17 protein-coding genes are annotated in these 18,166 nt (G+C 51.7%); 7 read left to right on the top strand and 10 right to left on the bottom strand.

The window, feature by feature from the left end; genetic code table 11:
- Nucleotides 1-63: 63 nt before the first annotated feature.
- Genes GT409_RS13765 through GT409_RS13730 form a run of 8 tightly spaced genes read right to left on the bottom strand, consistent with a single transcriptional unit; the run spans nucleotide 64 to nucleotide 6,386 of the window.
- Entirely contained in the window at nucleotides 64-609 is a 546-nt protein-coding gene (locus GT409_RS13765; protein WP_160629636.1) for a hypothetical protein, read from the bottom strand.
- Complete coding sequence (gene pilM, locus GT409_RS13760) at nucleotides 606-2,012, bottom strand: pilus assembly protein PilM (protein WP_160629635.1); 1,407 nt, start codon at nucleotides 2,010-2,012, stop codon at nucleotides 606-608. The genes GT409_RS13765 and pilM overlap by 4 nt, the downstream gene beginning before the upstream one ends.
- A 2-nt stretch (nucleotides 2,013-2,014) precedes the next feature.
- Nucleotides 2,015-2,995, bottom strand: coding sequence for a type II secretion system minor pseudopilin (locus tag GT409_RS13755; RefSeq protein WP_160629634.1), 981 nt, complete (start codon nucleotides 2,993-2,995; stop codon nucleotides 2,015-2,017).
- A 44-nt stretch (nucleotides 2,996-3,039) separates the two neighbouring features.
- A complete protein-coding gene (locus GT409_RS13750) occupies nucleotides 3,040-3,705 on the bottom strand; it encodes a prepilin-type N-terminal cleavage/methylation domain-containing protein (protein WP_160629633.1) in 666 nt (221 codons plus the stop codon).
- Nucleotides 3,705-4,172, bottom strand: coding sequence for a type II secretion system protein (locus tag GT409_RS13745; RefSeq protein WP_160629632.1), 468 nt, complete (start codon nucleotides 4,170-4,172; stop codon nucleotides 3,705-3,707). Before GT409_RS13745 ends, GT409_RS13750 begins: the two co-directional genes overlap by 1 nt.
- Before the next feature lie 26 nt (nucleotides 4,173-4,198).
- Nucleotides 4,199-4,702 (bottom strand): type II secretion system protein, encoded by a 504-nt coding sequence (locus GT409_RS13740; protein ID WP_160629631.1) that lies wholly within the window; start codon nucleotides 4,700-4,702, stop codon nucleotides 4,199-4,201.
- Between the two features lie 37 nt (nucleotides 4,703-4,739).
- The gene (locus tag GT409_RS13735; protein ID WP_160630133.1) at nucleotides 4,740-5,117 is read right to left on the bottom strand and encodes a type II secretion system protein GspG; all 378 of its coding nucleotides are present in this window, start codon (nucleotides 5,115-5,117) and stop codon (nucleotides 4,740-4,742) included.
- Nucleotides 5,118-5,135: 18 nt separating this feature from the next.
- On the bottom strand, nucleotides 5,136-6,386 hold the full coding sequence (locus GT409_RS13730; RefSeq protein WP_160629630.1) for a type II secretion system F family protein: 1,251 nt from the start codon (nucleotides 6,384-6,386) through the stop codon (nucleotides 5,136-5,138).
- 73 nt (nucleotides 6,387-6,459) lie between these two features.
- Here GT409_RS13730 and GT409_RS13725 point away from each other — a divergent pair, with 73 nt between their 5' ends.
- The 7 genes from GT409_RS13725 to GT409_RS13695 all read left to right on the top strand — a co-directional run bounded on the left by GT409_RS13725 (nucleotide 6,460) and on the right by GT409_RS13695 (nucleotide 14,206).
- Nucleotides 6,460-7,056 carry a hypothetical protein gene (locus GT409_RS13725; RefSeq protein WP_160629629.1) on the top strand — a complete coding sequence of 199 codons (597 nt, stop codon included), beginning with the start codon at nucleotides 6,460-6,462 and terminating at the stop codon, nucleotides 7,054-7,056.
- A 162-nt stretch (nucleotides 7,057-7,218) separates the two neighbouring features.
- Nucleotides 7,219-8,250 (top strand): rod shape-determining protein, encoded by a 1,032-nt coding sequence (locus tag GT409_RS13720; protein ID WP_160629628.1) that lies wholly within the window; start codon nucleotides 7,219-7,221, stop codon nucleotides 8,248-8,250.
- Between the two features lie 68 nt (nucleotides 8,251-8,318).
- Entirely contained in the window at nucleotides 8,319-9,140 is an 822-nt protein-coding gene (gene mreC / locus GT409_RS13715) for a rod shape-determining protein MreC (protein ID WP_160629627.1), read from the top strand.
- Nucleotides 9,137-9,637: a rod shape-determining protein MreD gene (gene mreD / locus GT409_RS13710; protein ID WP_160629626.1), complete on the top strand. Its 501-nt coding sequence runs from the start codon at nucleotides 9,137-9,139 to the stop codon at nucleotides 9,635-9,637. Before mreC ends, mreD begins: the two co-directional genes overlap by 4 nt.
- A 32-nt stretch (nucleotides 9,638-9,669) precedes the next feature.
- Nucleotides 9,670-11,478, top strand: coding sequence for a penicillin-binding protein 2 (mrdA, locus tag GT409_RS13705; RefSeq protein WP_160629625.1), 1,809 nt, complete (start codon nucleotides 9,670-9,672; stop codon nucleotides 11,476-11,478).
- Complete coding sequence (gene rodA, locus GT409_RS13700; RefSeq protein ID WP_160629624.1) at nucleotides 11,475-12,599, top strand: rod shape-determining protein RodA; 1,125 nt, start codon at nucleotides 11,475-11,477, stop codon at nucleotides 12,597-12,599. The genes mrdA and rodA overlap by 4 nt, the downstream gene beginning before the upstream one ends.
- Before the next feature lie 20 nt (nucleotides 12,600-12,619).
- Entirely contained in the window at nucleotides 12,620-14,206 is a 1,587-nt protein-coding gene (locus GT409_RS13695; protein ID WP_160629623.1) for an Rne/Rng family ribonuclease, read from the top strand.
- An 892-nt stretch (nucleotides 14,207-15,098) separates the two neighbouring features.
- Here the strand turns inward: GT409_RS13695 and lepB are convergent.
- Both lepB and lepA read right to left on the bottom strand, forming a co-directional pair.
- Nucleotides 15,099-16,265 (bottom strand): signal peptidase I, encoded by a 1,167-nt coding sequence (gene lepB / locus GT409_RS13690; protein WP_160629622.1) that lies wholly within the window; start codon nucleotides 16,263-16,265, stop codon nucleotides 15,099-15,101.
- A gap of 88 nt (nucleotides 16,266-16,353) precedes the next feature.
- Entirely contained in the window at nucleotides 16,354-18,159 is a 1,806-nt protein-coding gene (lepA, locus tag GT409_RS13685) for a translation elongation factor 4 (RefSeq protein WP_160629621.1), read from the bottom strand.
- Nucleotides 18,160-18,166 lie beyond the last annotated feature (7 nt).

The following is an 18,166-nucleotide window of genomic DNA, read 5'->3' as shown; positions in this document are numbered from 1 at the left end:
GCTTTTTCATTTAGTTCGTCCCAGGTTAGAAGTCGTTCAAATTAGCACAAATCATCCATTATTTCAATTTGCAGAGGCTGCTTCGTCACTGCGGCGATAAGCACAGTCAATAATCATGTCGCCGCGCAGAATTCCGGCGCGCTTGGCGTCAGGGCGCACGGACAACTCTCGAATATCGAACCGTAAGCCCTGTTCGTTGACCTGATAGAGAAAACGGACAAGTTCTTCGAGTTCGCCTTCCCAGTCACAGATCACGCTTAGCTCGTAGAGGGTCCCGACCTGTTTTTCACGGTTAGCCCGGCTTTTCGTGAGATCCAGGCCGGTGCCGTCAGCCATGCTTTTGATCTCTTTGAGAATTTCACCGGTAACCGATACCTTGCGGTCGTAAACCGGAAGCTGGGATTGCAGTTCGCTCAGCCGGTTTGTCCAGCTGCCCTGTTCGGCGATAATCCGTTTGTGCAACTGGATCTGCCGCAGCAGCTTTTCCTTTTCCTCAATGATTGCTTTGTGTTCAGCAATCCTGGAACCGCCCAGCCAGTATGTGAGGCCGAACAGTGCTATAAACAAGGTCAGGATTCCTATGAGCATTTCGCGCCGTGAGATTTTCATGGCGAGTCCTCCGTGGCAGCGATTTCCGGAAGCAGGACGGTAACCGAGAATCCTTCCTGGCGCTGGCCCTGTTTAATCTGCATGCTCTGTTTTTCATCCTTAATGGCTTTAAACTGGCGGGATGCGCCCAGTTTCTGGAAATAGTCATAGATCGGTTCGGTTCGCGGGCCGGATCCTCGCAGATGAATCGCCTTGCCTTTTGTGTAATCAAACGAGTTGAGCTCCAGAGACTCCGGAAGAAGTTGGGTCACTTCCAGCAACCCCTCTAAAACGGAATGGGTGCGGTCTGCATATTTTTCGAGCGATTCCTTTTCGGCACGCGCATCCTGTGCCGCCCGGGCCGGTTCTGCGTACAGAGCCGCCTCTTTGCGGACGCTATTCGCAGCCGACTTCTGTACCGCAAAGATTGTTCCTGTGATGGAAATGACTGCTATCCATACACTGAGCACCGCAATGGATGCAACCGTGGTGATTTTCATGATCTGCCGGCGGCGCTGCAGGTCCACCCATTCCCGAGGAACCAGCTCTGCATGATGTACTCCCCGTTCTGCGGAGCGCAAAGCAAGCCCTTCCGCAAGGGAGGGCAGGGAGCCCAGATCATGCTGGTTGACACCTCGGGGAGAAATGGAACGCAGTCCTTCAATGAGCGTTTTCGGCAGTTCCGATTGGCTCCAGACCTCGGTCAGACACCGGTTGTTTTCCTGATACTCTGTTTCGAGCGACAACAGCGTGTGCTGGATGTCTTCAATGATCTCGCCGACTACTTTTTCATCCGTATAGTTGTGAAAAAGCTCCAGGGACCGAAAACAGACCGGCACACCGTGATCGACCACGATCATCGAAAATTCAGTGTGTTCTTCAAGAATCAGAAGCACCCGGCCTTGACAGGGAACATCGCCGTGAGCAATCAGCAGGCTCCACCATGCCAGAATCTCAGCATCCAGACTGCGGATGTATACGTTCTGTTCTTTAAAAAGATCTCCCAGGCGATCAATCGTGTTGCGTTGGGCGGCAATGGCAAGAACCCGGGAGTGTTCTTCGTTCTGCTTGAGCACTTCGTAGGAAACAGCCATTTGCTCCAAAGGGAAGGGGGAAACCCGATCCATCTGAAGCTCCACCATGCTGCGAAGTTCGTCCGGGTCGGACGACGGCAGTTCCAGTACGCGCATCAGCAGGTGTGCAGAGGGCAGGGATACGGTTACGATTCCCTTAAACTCCTTGCGGCTGTGCTCCAGCACTTCGGAGGGAAAAAGCGGAGCGTCCTCCTGATCAAAAAAACCTTCCGGAACCGGGTGAGCTCCTTCGAGTATTTTTTCCGTGCCTGCGCGGTTCTTACGCAATACAGCCCACTCGACAATTTCGTCAGTGTAATGAATTCCGGTTGTGTGTGTACTGATTAACATGATTAACGTTCTTCCAGCCAGAATAGAGGAGTCGGCTCCTCTTCGCCGAGTCTAAAAACCGAAGAGATTTGTGCCGTGATTCCATCGACCTCGCCAACCGATGTGATTTTTGCGAATTCCGGTGTCAGGGTGAACTTTTCTGGATCGAGCCCCAGTTGATTGAAATCCTCTTCGGTCAGTCCGTCATCATCGGTTCCGGCTTCGCCGTCCGGGCCCAGTCGCATTTCCATAATGGCTTCAATGACGTCTTCGCTGAGATACATGCTGCGCAGAACCTCTTCGCTGGCACTGTTCGGGTTCACTTTTCCCTCGCCCCAGGTAGTCAGAAACTCAGCGATTCCGAGCATTGGATATTCTGTCTCATCAAGCTTGTTGGTCGGCGTTCCGTATACAATTTCTTCAGTCCAGCCCTTAATCAGCAGCAGTTCGTCGACCGTGTCGATCGGGGCGTTCTTACACTTATAGCCCCGATCCCGATAAAACGAATCGTCAGACTCTGCTCCGTTAAGCTCGTGCAGGTCGTTTTCGTCCTGCCAGTCCTTAAGGCAGCCGAGCAACTCGGAACTGTAGGCAGCCGGGACTCCGGTCTGCTCGAACAGTTCTTTCCACTCATCGTCGCTCAGGCTGCTGATTCCCCGCTGACCTTCTTCAAAATTAATATTCAGCTTAATGACGCCGCCGCCCATTTCTTCTTCCACGCTCACGGGGACGCCTTCACTCAGCTGAGCAGCTTTTGCGAGCCATGGATCATCATAAATAACATCGTCCCCCTCCAGCGGATCTTCTTCAAACACGAGCATCACCTTTGCCAGTTCCACGCCGGACAGGGCCAGATAATCGGCTTTCAGGCGCTTGCGCTGAGCGGTGATAATCTGAGATTCCAGTTTCATCTCAAACGCAAACGAACTGACGATCATCGCGACCAGCACCAAAACCCACATGACGATAATCAGCGCTACGCCGGATTTACGTTTTTTGCTCAATTCTTTTTTGCTTTCGGTATTCACAATCAAATTCGGTTCTGGGTTCATTGCGACGCAGCATCCACTTCGTTGGTGACGGGCGGGCCGAGCGGGATTTCGATGAGCTGTCGGTATTCGATCGGGTCGTCTCCTTCTTCTTTCGGGTCGGCGTAGAGGGTGATTTCAATGAGGCCGGGGATGGCGTTGGTTTCCTCCCATTCTTCGTCCCATTTTTCGTCTTTCACGTTATATACCGCGCAGCCGAGGCCTTTGATGACGTCACTGACAACCCAGCTTTGTTTCTCAACATCATCATCTTCATCGGCAATGTGCCGCCAGACAGTGACCAGCAGGCCGTCATTGCCGTCGTCGTCTTCGCCTGCGCCGACCTCGATTCGGTGCATTCCGTGATCGAACTCGGTTCCTTTGGGCAGGAATGCCTTGCTGGCGGTGACCCAGCTGATGGAATGCTCTCCGTATTCACCATCGCGGTTGCGTTCCATGCGAAAGCCGTACTGTTCGGGCAGAGAATCAAAGAACGCCATCGAGCGCAGGGCGGCGGTCAGCTGGGTCAGCACAAAGTCTCCGTGATGCGTTTCATCCATCAGCCGTCGGGCGGATGTCCAGGAGCGGGTTGCAGAGGAAAAGGTCTGCCACGCCACGGTCATGGCGATCGAAAGGATCACGATGGCCACCATAATTTCGAGCAGGGTAAAACCGCGGCGGTGCATCAGTAGCCCCTCCGTGCTTTCAGCTCATCCTTATCCAGGGGGATATACAGATATTGCTGAACTTCTTCGAACGCATTGTGTCCGCGGGTAGACCATGTGATTCTCGTACGAATCGTATAGAGGCCTTCGCGGCCTTCGTCTTCGCTTTCGGTGATTTCCCGTTCCCAGCTGTAGCCGTCGTCAAAAGTGCCGGATTCAGTGCCTTCGTCAATCTCCCCGCGAGTAATTGGGTTTTCGGCTTCAACCTGGAACAGCAGTCGATGTGCGCGGCTGTAATGCTGGGCTTTTGTGGCCACTGCCATACAGCGCGATATGGCCACCAAAAGGATTCCGGCGCCAATGCCAAGGATGACGATCGCCAGCATCACCTCAATGAGGGTCATGCCGGTTTTAGATTTGGCACAGCGTTTCCAAACCCCGGAAAAATGCACGGGTGTTTTTCCAAACGTTGGAAAAAGCCGTTGCATGATTAATCCCTGTCTCCCGAAAATCATTAATCCTCGTCTGTGGTTACTTTGCCGGTAATGGGGTTGCATTTGATGGTGTGACTGCGGCCGTCTTCGTCTTCCAGAGTTACTTCAAACCCGTCGTTCATTCCGGTTGGATAAAAGATCACTTTCTTTCCTTCTTCATCCTCGTCGGTGTCCCGGCGGTCTTCTTTCGCCAGATTTTCGAAATCCGCAATGGTAATCTTGTCCGAGATCCGGCGCTCTGCGAGCGTTCCTTCTGTTCCGGCCAGTGTTATGCGGTTCGTGGAAAACGACAGCGTACAGTCGGCCTGGTTCAGGATTGCCATGCTGCGGGCGTAGCGTGAGAGTCGAATGGTCGAGCGCACAGCATCACGCATTTGTGCCGCGTCCGAAGATCCGCTGAGCATTGGAACGGCCATGCCGGCGGCGATCAGAATAATCACCACCACCAGCATCACTTCAATTAGTGTAAATCCGCGAGAGAGCGGAGTATCGGAATGCGGGAACATCGGACTGCTGTTTTCCATTACTCCATTACTCCGTTATTCCACCATCCCATTCTCCTTAATCCCAGTTGTTGAATTCTGTTCCATCCGGAGACGTCGTAGACAGGTCAAAGCCAATGCCGTGAGAGCCGCCTTTGGTGTATTTGTATTTCTGGCTCCATGGGTCCATCAGTTCACTGGGTTTGAGGTAAGGGCCGTTGCCGTCTTTCTGTTTGGTCAGATCTTCCAGAGTATCCGGCAGGCGCAGGTTGTCCATTTCATAACTTTGAATCGCTCCCTCGACCGCTTTGAGGCTGGCGCGCGCAGCTACATTCTGTGCTTTGCCAAACTTGCCGCTGATTTTTGGAGCAGCGATACCGACGATGATCCCGATAATCACGACTACGAGCATGATTTCGATGAGTGTAAAAGCTTCTTTTGATCTACGGTTGTTCATTGGATCTCCTTTCGTTTTTTAGGCGCTCAGACCACTGGTCAGATCGAACACTGCCATCAGCATGCTGATGGCTACAAATCCGATCAGGAGCCCCATGCTGAGAATCAGCACTGGCTCCATGACAGTCGTTAACAGTTTAATACTAAAGTCAAGTTCTTCGTCGTAGCGCCGAGCAATCTGGGAAAGGGCGCCGGGAAGATCTCCGGTTTCCTCTCCGACGGCCAGCATATCAGTTAGAAGAGGAGGAAATACGCCTCCGGCAGCCAACGGACCGGCAATACTGGACCCATCGGTAACACGGGTGCGCACATCTGCGATTTCAGCGGCAATCACGCTGTTTCCAACTGTTTCACTGGAAATAGTCAGCGCTTTTAAGATCGGTACACCGTTGCGGATCAGGGTTTCCAGCGTTCGGGCAAAATGGGCGAACGCGTTTGCCCGGGCAATTTTTGAAACCACCGGCATTTTCAATTGGCGGTTATCCAGCCATTTCCGTCCGTCTTCGGTGCGTAAGAAACGGCGAAACGCCATTCCCAGACCGATCAGAATGAGAATCATAAGCCAGCCGTAACGGATCATTCCGCTGCTGATGGTCATCAGGATACGGGTGGGCAGGGGCATGGTGCCGCCGAGATCCTCAAAAATGATGGCGAATTTTGGAATGATGCCGATCATGAGTCCGATGACAGAGAGAATGCCGAAAGTCAGAATGATGGACGGATAGACCATGGCGGATACAATTTTATTGCGGGCGTCCTGTACGCGCTCGTAATGAGTACAAAGGCTGGTTAGGGCATCGGCAAGAGCTCCTCCGGCTTCCCCGGCGCGAACCATGCTCACGTAGAGCTGCGGAAAGGTTTCCGGGTAGATTTTCAGGGCATCTGAAAGGGAGCTTCCCTGAACCACTTCATCGCGCAACCGTGAGACAATCATGTTATAGATCGGTTCGGAGTCGCGGCGGGCGAGGGTGTGCAGCGCGCGGCCAAGCGTCATGCCGGAGGCCAGGAGGTCGGCCATCTCGCGAGTGAACAGCAGCATGGCCCGCGGTTTCAAGCGACTGGCCCGGCCGGTCGAAAGCGTGAAATTCAACCGGAATTTTTTCGAAGATCCGCCTTTCGCGGCTGTTTCTTCTGCCGTTTGAGTCAGGGAAAGCGGGGTGTGCCCCGATTGCTGCAGCATTCGCATAGCACTGTTGCGATCGGCGGCCGTTAAGGTGCCGTCGACCCGCGTGCCTTTTGTATCTCGGGCAATGTATTTGAAAACGGGCATAAAACAGGTTTGTAATTTGTGTCGTAAAAACATCAGAATACTAATCGTGTTTCACAGATAAAAGGAGTTTTTAATGCGTAAGATTATCTTGTTTTTAAGTGGATTACTTTTTTTGACAACCGGATGCGCCACAACTGCGCAGGAAAAGGCTATAAACATTGTAAATGCCGGTGCGGTGAACGCAGAACTGCTGGAAAGAGTCCGGGCATTTGCTGAAAAAGAACTGCATGTGCGGGTGCGGACTGAAGAAAATCAGTCGCTGGCCGGACCAAAGGATTTCCAAACGTTGGAAAAAGCCGCCGAAAAAGCCAAAAGTGAAAGTGACATCACCTTTATTGTACTCGCCGATTTGCCTCATGATGAGCATTTGAAGGTGTATCCGGAAAGCGGTATCGGCATCGTGAATGCGCATCCGCTGCAAACCGATGATGCTGAAAAGTTTGCCCGTCGTATTCAACGCATGGTGATGCGTGCGGCGGCATTCTGTTTTGAGCTTCCGCCCACTCCGGATCCATTCTGCGTAACCCGTGACTACCGGTCGCTCGAGGATCTCGACCGGATGGGCATCAACTATTCGCCGCCGTGGCAAAAACGCTACGCGGATGAAGCTGCGAAGCGTGGACTGAAGCCGGTCCAGCCATCAGTCGCCACGCCGCCGTTTGCGAAGTAACGGTTTGCCAGAGATTGGGAAAAGAGGGGGACTGGAGTTTCCGAAGAGTGGGAAAGCAGATAATGCTCCGTGTTTCCTCTTGACCGGTTTTGCTTAAACAAGCAATTATGAATCACTTATTGATTTTAGTTTCTGTTTGTAACCACGATAGGGATTGACCTTATGTTTAACCGTTTGATGGGCCTTTTTTCCAGCGACATCGGTATCGACCTCGGTACTGCCAATACGCTCGTCTATGTGCGGGATCGGGGGGTTGTGCTCCGGGAGCCTTCCGTGGTGGCTGTACAGACAGGAACCAACCGGGTGCTTGCGGTCGGTGACGAAGCCAAGCGCATGCTCGGTCGCACCCCCGGCAGTATTGTCGCCATCCGTCCTCTCAAGGCCGGGGTGATTGCAGATTTTGAGATTACTGAAGCGATGCTTCGGTATTTCATCCAGAAGGTTCACAACCGTCGCCGTATGGTGCGTCCGCGCGTAGTCGTGGCCGTTCCCAGCGGTATTACGGAAGTGGAAAAACGCGCAGTGAAAGACTCCGCAATGCATGCGGGCGCGCGCGATGTGTTTTTAATTGAAGAACCGATGGCTGCTGCGATCGGTGTCGGGCTTCCGGTTCAGGAACCGGCCGGCAATATGATCGTTGATATCGGCGGAGGAACCACAGAAGTGGCTCTGATTTCTCTGGCTGGAATCGTCTACAGTCGCAGCGTACGCGTCGGAGGAGATGAGATGGACGAGTCAATCGTCCAGTATCTGAAACGGGAATACAATTTACTCATCGGGGAACGTACAGCGGAAGACATCAAAATTTCTATCGGATCCGCAATCCCGACGGGTGAAGAGACAACAATGGAAGTGAAAGGCCGCGACCAGGTCGCCGGTCTGCCGAAGACCCTGCAGATCAGTTCAGAAGAAGTTCGTGGCGCATTAAAGGAGCCGGTATCCGCAATTGTGGATGCCGTACGCATTACACTGGATCGCTGTCTGCCCGAATTGTCTGCTGACCTGGTCGACCGGGGAATGGTGCTTGCTGGCGGCGGCGGGATGCTGCGCGGACTCGATAAGCATATTGCAGATAATACCGGTTTGCCTGTTCATGTGGCCGATGACCCGCTGAGCGCGGTGGCCGAAGGCACCGGTGTGGTGCTGCACGAGATCAACTTCCTTCGCAAACTTTCCGATGCCCGCGCCGGATAGGCGCGGAGTTTTCGTTTCAGACTCAGTCCTCCAGGTTCTGAAAAAAAAAGGACCACCGGAACGAGTCGATGGTTGAAAAAAGAACGGTTTTAAAATGGTGTGCGGCAGCCTGTGTGCTGGCGCTGATCCTGTTGCTTCCGGACGGCTATACCGTCCGGGTTAAGGGTTTCTTCTGGGACCTGATAAGCCCGATCCAGTCCGGACTCCTCCAAGCGGGGCACAGTCTCAAGGCGGGTGTTGACACCATGCGAGGATTCGGGGGAATGGTTGAAGAAAACCGTCGACTGAAGGGGGAAGTCGTACGCCTGCAGGCGGAAGCCCGCCTGAGCAAAAGTATTCAAGAGGAAAACCTTAAGCTTCGCCGAATGCTGGCTTTTCATGATCGACAGGCAAAAGCCCTGATTGCCGCCGAAGTGGCTGCCCGCAGCATTAACGGATGGTGGCAAAGTATCCGATTGGCAAAAGGAACCCGGGAAGGGGTCTTTTCCAATCGCGCGGTTATTTCTCCGGACGGTCTGGTCGGGCGTGTTTCAACGGTTTCTGCGCACTCCGCCAATGTTCTTTTGCTTTCCGATCCAGCCTGCGAAGTATCTGCCCGCATCAGTCGAACCGGTTCATTTGGTCTGGTCCGAGGCGCAGGGGTTAATTTAAAAGGGTATCCGGTCGTTGAGATGCGCTTTATCCATAAAGACATCCCGATCCAGATTGGAGATGAAGTGGTGACATCCGGACTGGGGGGTGTTTTTCCACGCGATGTGGTTATCGGTTATATTGAAGCCATTCGAACTGAGGATGCAGAGCTGTATCAAATTGCGGAGATTCTTCCGCAGGCCGTGATTAACCTGACCGATGTTGTTTTTGTAACCGCTGTTGAAGGAGGTGAAGAATGAGCCTGCTTCGGATTACTCTTCTTCTGATGATCGGGGCGGCGCTTCAGACTCTGCTTCCACGCTGGGCCTTAACAGGCTCTCTCGACTGGCCGATTCTGACGGCGCTGTTAATGGTCGTAGTGCTTCATTCGGACCGCGGGGCTGTTATTTATGCGGCGGTACTGGCCGGCCTGCTTTATGATGTTTTTTCACCGACGCCGCTTGGAATTTCGAGTCCCTTTTTCCTTTTGCTGGGAATCGGCCTGCACGCGCTGAAGACCGAGCTGTTTTCTGACCAACCGATCACCTATTGTGTGCTGGGACTGCTGGCGGTGAGCCTTAAAACGCTTTATTTTTACATTGTATTTTCGTTGGGCGATTTGCGCTCGATTTCTTTTGGGTTGCTGGCTGTCCGCATGGGCGGGGGGCTCCTGCTGGGAATTTTAACGGCTCCGACCGTCTATTTTACAATTGCGTTTCTCGTGCATAAATCGAAAAGAAAACGGAGGCGTATATAATGCGCATCCGGCGTACCAGAGAGTTTCCTGCCTTGCGTATTTACGTTGCGCTGGCCTGTATGGCGGCAGCCTATCTGTTTTTGATGGGGTCGTTATGGCGGCTTCAGGTGGCTGATTCATCGCGGTTTGAGGATCGTATACAGGTCCAGAGCCTTCGGCGGATACGGATGCCCGGGATTCGCGGAAAGATTTACGACCGCAACGATCTGTGCCTTGCCGATAACCGTCCGGATTATTCCATCGCGATGTATTTGGAAAACATCCGTCGCCCCGGACCATGGGCCAAAACCATCGATCACTCGATGGAAGTGATCGATCAGGTCTCTGCCATGACCGGGTTGCCTCCAAAGGTGGATCGTGATGATGTTCGCAAGCATATACACCTTCGGTTGCCGCTGCCTCTGATCCTTTGGCGGGATATCGGCATGCAGCCCATGGCGCGTTTTGCAGAGCAGGCGTTGAATATTCCCGGCGTTGATTTATATACGCAAATGACCCGGCAATATCCTTACAGTCCTTACACGTCTCATTTGATCGGCTATGTCGGAAAGGCTGATCCCGGCAAATTAAACGAAGAGGAGAAATACAACTATTATCTTCCTGAGATGGGCGGACGGGCCGGTCTGGAAAAACTGTTTGATCCCTTCCTGCGCGGCGAAGCCGGCGGAAAAATTGTCCAGATCGATGTGTCCGGTTATCACCACGATGAACTGGCGCGCCGCGAACCCAGACGAGGCGGAGACCTTCGTTTGACACTGGATATTGAGGTGCAGCTGCTTGCTCATCAAGCGCTGGGAACCAATCAAGGCGCGGTCGTTGTGATGGACCCGAACAACGGTGATGTGCTGGCGATGGTCAGTGCTCCAAGTTATGACGCAAACCTGTTTGTGCCGTATATTACTTCCAAGGACTGGAGGCGTCTGTCTGACGACCCTGCGAAACCTCTGCTGAACCGGGCTGTTGCAGGAACCTATCCTCCTGGAAGTACATTCAAACCGTTCGTCGGGCTGGCTGCTTCGACCGTCAATCCCCACGCGGTCAGCACCGTGTATGACTGTCCGGGGGCATTCCGTGTCGGACGCAGGGTGATGCGCGACTGGAACTGGGCAGGGCACGGAGAGCGTGATCTGCGCGGAGCACTGATGCGTTCCGCCAATGTTTATTTTTTCAAAACCATTTTAGAAAATGGCTGGGAGCCCGTTGTCGAACAGGCGGACAAAGCCGGGTTTGGCCAAAAAACCGGTGTGGAAGTAGACTATGAGGCCGCAGGACTGCTGCCAGACAAGGAGTGGCAACGAAAAACGAATCATGGTGCTTGGACCGATGGTGATAGCTGCAACCTGTCGATTGGACAAGGTTTTCTCGCGGTTACGCCGATACAGATGGCCATGATGACAGCGACAATAGCCAATGGCGGTACTCTGTATAAACCGAGACTGATACAGGCCTACCGCCCTCCGGAAGATGACTCTTTCACGGATGCTCCGATTCGAAAAGAAGGAAGAATGGACTGGTCGCAAACCGCCCTGACTGCCGTGCGAGGCGGAATGCACGATGTGATTATGGCAAAGGATGGCACCGGAAAACAGGCAGCAGTTGAAGGGCTCGATTTTGCCGGCAAAACAGGAACTGCTGAATACTGGGTGATGGTTAATGGAAAACGGAAAACAAAAAAACACACCTGGATGATTGCATTTGCACCGTTCGATAATCCGCAGTACGCCGTGGCATTTTTGATTGAGAATGGGGCTTCCGGCGGCAGGACGGTTGGGCCTCGTCTGAAAATTCTGTTGAGCGGTCTGTTTGAAAAACTCAAAAGCGAGGGGAGGGTGCAGTCATGATTAAACGAATCCGCCGCTTTGACTGGACGATGTTCGGCACAATTCTCGCGCTGCTCTTTTTGAGTTTTCTTTTTATTTTCAGTGCGGGATATCAAAATGGTGACACAACTCTCAGCGGAAAAGCGCTTCGCCAGGTTGTCTGGGCTTCCATTGGTCTGGGATGTTATTCTGCCGCAACAGCCTTCGATTATCGCAAGTTCAAGGAACTTCATTGGTGGACCTATGCTGCAACGCTGGCCGGACTGGTTCTGGTGTTCCTTTTTCCGGAAAAGAACAATGCGCATCGATGGATTCCAATGCCTGGATTCGACCTGCAACCGTCCGAATTTGCAAAACTTGGGGTAGTCTTCACATTGGCCGGAGTTTTGAGTGACCCGGCGACAGATACCGATGACGTCGGAGCGTTTTTCAAAGCATTCGCGTTGATGGCTGTTCCGTTTTTTCTGATTGTAATTGAACCGGACCTTGGAACCAGTATGGTGCTGATTCCTGTAACGCTTGCTATGCTGTTCTGCTCAGGAACACCCGTCAAACCGATTGTGTTGTTGATCGTTATCGGCCTGCTTGGCCTTATCACATTAGGTGTTTGGTTGCGTTTTTTCCCGGACACCTGTCCTTTTCTGACCGACTATCAGAAAAGCCGGGTTCTGGTGTATCTGAACGTCAGTCAGGATCCGCTGGGTGCCGGATGGAACAAACTGCAGTCGCAGATCGCCGTGGGTTCCGGCGGGCTGCTGGGGAAAGGTTATTTAAAAGGAACCCAGAATATTCTCGGCTTTCTGCCGAGAACTGTCGCTCCGACCGACTTCATTTATTCGGTCGTGGCGGAAGAAACAGGATTTGCCGGCGGCGGATTGCTGCTGGTGCTTTACACAACGATTACCGTGCGCTGTATGCGTGCCGCGGTGCTGGCCCAGGATTTGTTCGGGCGCCTGCTTGCGGCCGGCATCGGCGTGCTTTTGTTTACACATGTTTTCATCAATATCGCGATGACCATCGGCCTGATGCCGATTACCGGACTGCCGCTGCCCCTGATGAGTTACGGAGGTTCCTTCATGGTTACAACCATGGGGGCTCTCGGGTTGGTTCAAAGCGTCTATATCCGGCGTCGCACAGTATAAAAAGGAAAGGAGCACCAACTATGCTCAAACAGATTACAGGAAAATTGAAAAAGAACGGACGGATGAAAAAAGAGATCCTCATCAATATCGAACCGCTCGAAACGCGAGTTGCGGTGCTCGACGAAGGCAAACTCGACAATTTTCATATCGAACGTGAGGACGACAACCGGATTGTCGGCAGTATTTTTAAAGGAAAAATCCAGAATCTGGAGGATGGACTGCAAGCCGCCTTTGTGGATATCGGCATGAAGAAAAACGCCTTCATCCATTACTGGGACATGATTCCTGAAGATGCGGCTCGTTTGGCGGAGCAGGAAGGTGCGCGCCGCAACAGCGGTCGCCGCCGCAAGTTTTCTCCGGGAGAGATGGCTAAAAAGTTCCCGATCGGATCAGAAATTATTGTGCAGGTTACGAAAGATGCAATCGGAACCAAGGGGCCGCGCGTCAGTGCCAACCTCAGTGTTCCGGGACGTTTTCTGGTCATGATGCCGGGAACCGGTCTGAAAGGAATCTCCAAGAAGATTGATGACACAAAGGAGCGCAATCGCCTGAAGAAGATTCTGGCTCGTCTTCCCATTCCGGAAAACGTCGGAATCATTGTTCGCACTGCCGGCTCAGGAACCCGCAAAACCAGCTTTGTTCGCGATGCCCGTACGCTGATTGAAATCTGGAAAGAAATTGATGATGGAATTAAAAACAAACCCGCTCCGTGCTGCCTGTATAGCGAACCCAAGCTGGCTGAGCGCGTAGTCCGCGATTACCTTACAGAGGATATCGACCGTGTTTTTGTCGACAACAAGCAGACCTATGAAATGATCCGCAGCATGATTGCCAAGTATTCTCGTCGCTCGAGAAACTGGGTGCAGATGTATGGAGGTGAAGAGCCGATCTTTGATTACTTTGATGTCGAAAAACAGATTGAATCCATTTTCCGGCGCAAAGTTTGGCTGAAATCCGGCGCATATCTGATTTTTGACGAAACAGAAGCGCTGGTTGCTGTTGACGTCAATACGGGTCGGCACAAAGGCGGAAAAAATGCAGAAGAATCGATTCTGGCTGTCAACATCGAGGCGGCCGATGAAGTGGCCCGGCAAATGCGTCTGCGCAACATCGGTGGCTTGCTCATAATCGACTTCATCGACATGAAAACAAAACGCGACCAGAACACGGTTTACAAAACCCTCAAGGACGCTCTGAAAAAAGACAAGGCCCGCACCAACGTCTTGCCGATTTCTCAACTCGGCCTGCTTGAGATGACTCGCCAGCGTTATGAGGAAAGTGTCTACACCTCCACTTATGTTGAGTGCGATTATTGCGGTGGGAGAGGGCGGGTCAAATCCTCCCTGACCATGAGCGTGGAATTGCAGCGTCGCTTGTCTGCCGCACTACGTAAAGACAAAGGTGCGCATAACATGAAAATCACAGTCAACCCGACCGTGCTTGATCGCCTGCGGAGAGAAGACGAAGAGACGCTGATTGCCATGGAACAGAAGTTCCACGGACATCTGACATTTGTCTCCGATCCGCACTTCCACATGGAGGAGTTCACCATCACCAACGAAGAGACAAAAAAGGTGATTTACTCCAGCGTTGAAAACGACAAATAAGCCGGCTTCAACCCTTGAAAAAGCGCCTCAAACGAGGCGCTTTTTTTATGCATCCAAAAGCCCCGTACAGCGATTCGCCAATTGCTTGTTTTAGATTAGATGAGGTTGTCTTTTTATCCTCGGATACCGTCTCTGAAGTAAGTTAAATACGGGCAGGCGAAGACTCATCAATCACACGTCTACCAGAGATGTATCGCACCCAGTGCCGTGCGTTTTCATTTTAAACAGTAATTATTCCTCGTTACAGGAATCCCGTGTGAAAGAACTCTTCACGTTCTCAACACAATCTACTGCGGTGTTGTTAATAAGTCGCCACTAGGAGCCACTTATCGACAATTTACCCACCAAACACATTATATTGTGGTGTCTACATCTATGCATTAGACATAAGATATATTATGCGACGTTACATTAAGGGTTGCCCGACAAGGGGTTTTGCCTGTGGATACACTACTGCCCATCGGATATCGGTTTCTCGAAAGCCAGACAGGTTTCTTTCACCATCCGCCATTCTTCTTACAGAATATCTCTCATCGAGAGAGCCGGATTTTGAAAACAAAAGATGCCAAAATTAATTGTCAGACCTTGAAAAAACTCTCACAGAAGGAAGCTCGATTCATCGAACTTCAGAGCGGTTTTTGAGCTGCTTTTTCTGGCTCATATTTCGCCCCGCAGGTCGTTCGAAAATCATCCGTGCGAATCTCAGCAGGTTGATTTTATGAACCGACAATCAGACTCCCAAAGCCGATTAAAACAGATTGTTAAGATACGAGATTTTTGATCCTGAATAACCCTCTGTTTTGGATCATTGAAATCGCTCCGAAACCTGTTTTTTTAAGCCGTTCATAAGGCACTGGGTTTGAGGACTTTTTTCGGAACCGAGTTTTGAAAATTAATGAATGGTTTCAACCCTGCCGGCACGGTCAAACGGCAGTCCGACAAAGAATGCGGTTCCCAGAAGCCGCTCTTGTTTAACGCCGCCAAAGTAACGGCCGTCGAGGCTGTTCAACGTATTGTCTCCGAAGAAGAGATATTCGTCATTTGCCAAGGTAATGGATTCTCCCGGTTTTCCAATAAGCGGCGTAAGATTGGAGGCGTACGTTCCATAAACATAACCGTTGTACTTATCATTGTGAAAAAGTTTTTGGAATCGTCGATCCGTTGGTTTTTTTCCGTTGACAGTCAGATAAGGCGGATTCACAGAAACGGTTTCGTCCGGCAGTCCGACCAGGCGTTTAATGTAATACGCATCACGCGCAACATCCTTAGCATCGAACACCACGATATCTCCGCGTTTGGGAGGGAAAAAATTGTATTTCATTCGGTTCACGAGGATGTAATCCCCAGCCTTGGCAACACCTCGCAGCATTGACTCACCTTTGCGGATATATTCACCGTAACGGCTGTACCGGACGGTCGCCTGGGAAACAACATGCGGAGTATTTCCGAGATAAATCGTAATGGTCTTTCCGCCGTCAAAATTATCCCGATAATCAGGAAGTACCCGTCCGTCGATTTCATGCATGCGGATGTATCCGTCTGCATGCGCAGTGGCCGTGTACTCTTTCCCTACCGTGACAAGTTTTGCGAGTCGATCAAACAACGTGTCGTTATTCAGAAAAACCTCGCCCTTCCAGAAGAACTTGGCAATGCGAACCGGCAAGGCGGTTGATTCCCCCTCCTCCAGCGGACGGACCGTAATTCCATACAAGGTAGGCTGCATGGAGCCTGTCGGAATTTTAAAAGGCTGAAAAAAGTGGGCGCGGATCGCCATTGCAGCTGCAATGGCTACAAAAAGAACTTCTACGTTTTCCCGGATTTTATGCTGTGGTCTCGGCGGCGCGACTTTTTCGCAAATGTCGCAGACTTCGCTGCCGACGGCTTCCATGGCAGTGACGTCAGTTCCTTTTCGGATGTTTTGGGCCCGTTCTTCTGCTGATTTTAATTCTGATAGAAGCTGAGGGTCACCAATGTCCTCATGCATATGCCGTATATGTTTTGCGTGATGAAGAATCTCTTTGAGTTCTTTACGTGCTTTGCGGATTTTAAAAAAATTCATGATTAAGCTGCAGGCAATGGAGCTCTGGAATTGAGGTATTATTGAAGTTCAATAGCCCGCCAGTCCCCTTCTCCATCAATCCGTTCCTTTACTCCTGTTTCGTTTTCAGCACAGCAATGAAAGCTTCCTGGGGGATATTCACTTTCCCAATGCTTTTCATTTTCTTTTTACCCTCTTTCTGGCGCTCAAGCAGTTTCCGTTTTCGGGAAATATCACCGCCATAGCACTTGGCGGTTACGTCCTTGCGATATGCCCGAATCGTTTCGCGGGCAATAATCTTCCCGCCGAGCGCAGCCTGAATGGCAACGGAAAAGGCCTGGCGCGGAATCACATCCTTGAGCGATGCGCACATTTGGCGGCCGCGATAGACCGCTTTGGACCGATGGACAATAGCAGAAAACGCATCAACCGGTTCGCTGTGTATCAGAATATCCATCTTGACCAGATCGGATTCGCGATAGTCGGCATACTCGTAGTCCATGGAGGCGTAGCCGCGGCTGATGCTTTTGAGGCGGTCGTAAAAGTCGATCAGCACTTCATTCAAGGGCAGGTCACAGGTCAGCATCACGCGCTGTGCGTCAATAGAGTCCGTGTGAGTAATCTCTCCCCTCTTCTCCATAATCAGCTGCATCATGTCACCGAGGCAATCCGTTGGAGTGATGATAGTCGCCTTGATGAAAGGCTCTTCCATACTCTGCACCTGCATCACATCAGGGAGCATGGTCGGGTTATCGACTTCAAGGGTCTCGCCGCTCTTCAAATTAACGCGATAAATAACGTTTGGATAAGATGCGATGATATCAAGATCGAACTCCCGCCGCAGGCGTTCCTGAACAATCTCCATATGGAGCAGTCCCAGAAAACCGCAACGGAAACCAAAACCCAGGGCAACAGACGATTCTGCCTGATACGTAAATGCAGCATCGTTAAGTTTCAGTTTGTCGAGGCTCTTTCCGAGCTTTTCATAATCGGATGTTTCAATCGGATAAATTCCGGCGAACACCATCGGGTGAATTTCCTTGAAGCCTGGTAACGGCGTTGCGGCCGGATGCCGTGCTGAGGTCATCGTGTCACCAATCTGAATTTCGGAGGCATCCTTGATGTTGGCAATCACATATCCGACCGATCCTTCTTTCAGCTCTTTCACAGGAGTTGGATCCGGCGCGAAAATTCCGACCTCTTTGATTTCATAATCCATTTCGGACCCCATCATCCGGACTTTCTCTCCAGGCTTCAGGCTGCCGCTGAACAGGCGCAAATACACAACGACGCCGCGGAAAGCATCATATTTCGAGTCGAAAACCAGCCCGCGAGCCGACGAATCGACTCCCGGTTTGGGTGGAGGAATCCGCGCGACAACAGCCTCAAGAACCTCAGCGATCCCCTGCCCCGTTTTTGCGCTGACCGTCAGACAATCCGAAGCTTCAATAGCCAGAAGATCCTCAATCTGCTGAGCCACGACCTCCGGTTGCGCATTCGGCAGCTCAATCTTATTCAGTACAGGGAAAATCGCCAGATTCTGCTCTTCTGCCAAATACGTGTTCGAAACCGTTTGTGCCTCAACTCCCTGTGCTGCGTCGACAACCAGGATGGCGCCTTCACAGGCCTGCAGACTGCGGGAGACCTCATAAGAAAAATCGACATGACCGGGAGTGTCGATCAGATTGAACTGATAGGTTTTCCCGTCCTTGGCCTTGTAATTCATCGAAACCGGGTGCGCTTTAATGGTAATGCCGCGCTCGCGCTCCAAATCCATATCATCGAGCAGCTGTTCTTTCATTTTGCGCTCTTCCACCGCGCCGGTCAGCTGCAGGATCCGGTCGGCCAAGGTTGATTTCCCATGGTCAATGTGAGCGATAATACAAAAATTTCGGATATGAGACAGATCGGACATAGATGAC

This window comes from Tichowtungia aerotolerans, from assembly GCF_009905215.1.
Classification (GTDB): Bacteria; Verrucomicrobiota; Kiritimatiellia; order Kiritimatiellales; family Tichowtungiaceae; genus Tichowtungia; species Tichowtungia aerotolerans.
The sequence above is the reverse complement of the archived record's forward strand: the minus strand, read 5'-3'. Positions and strand labels throughout refer to the sequence as shown.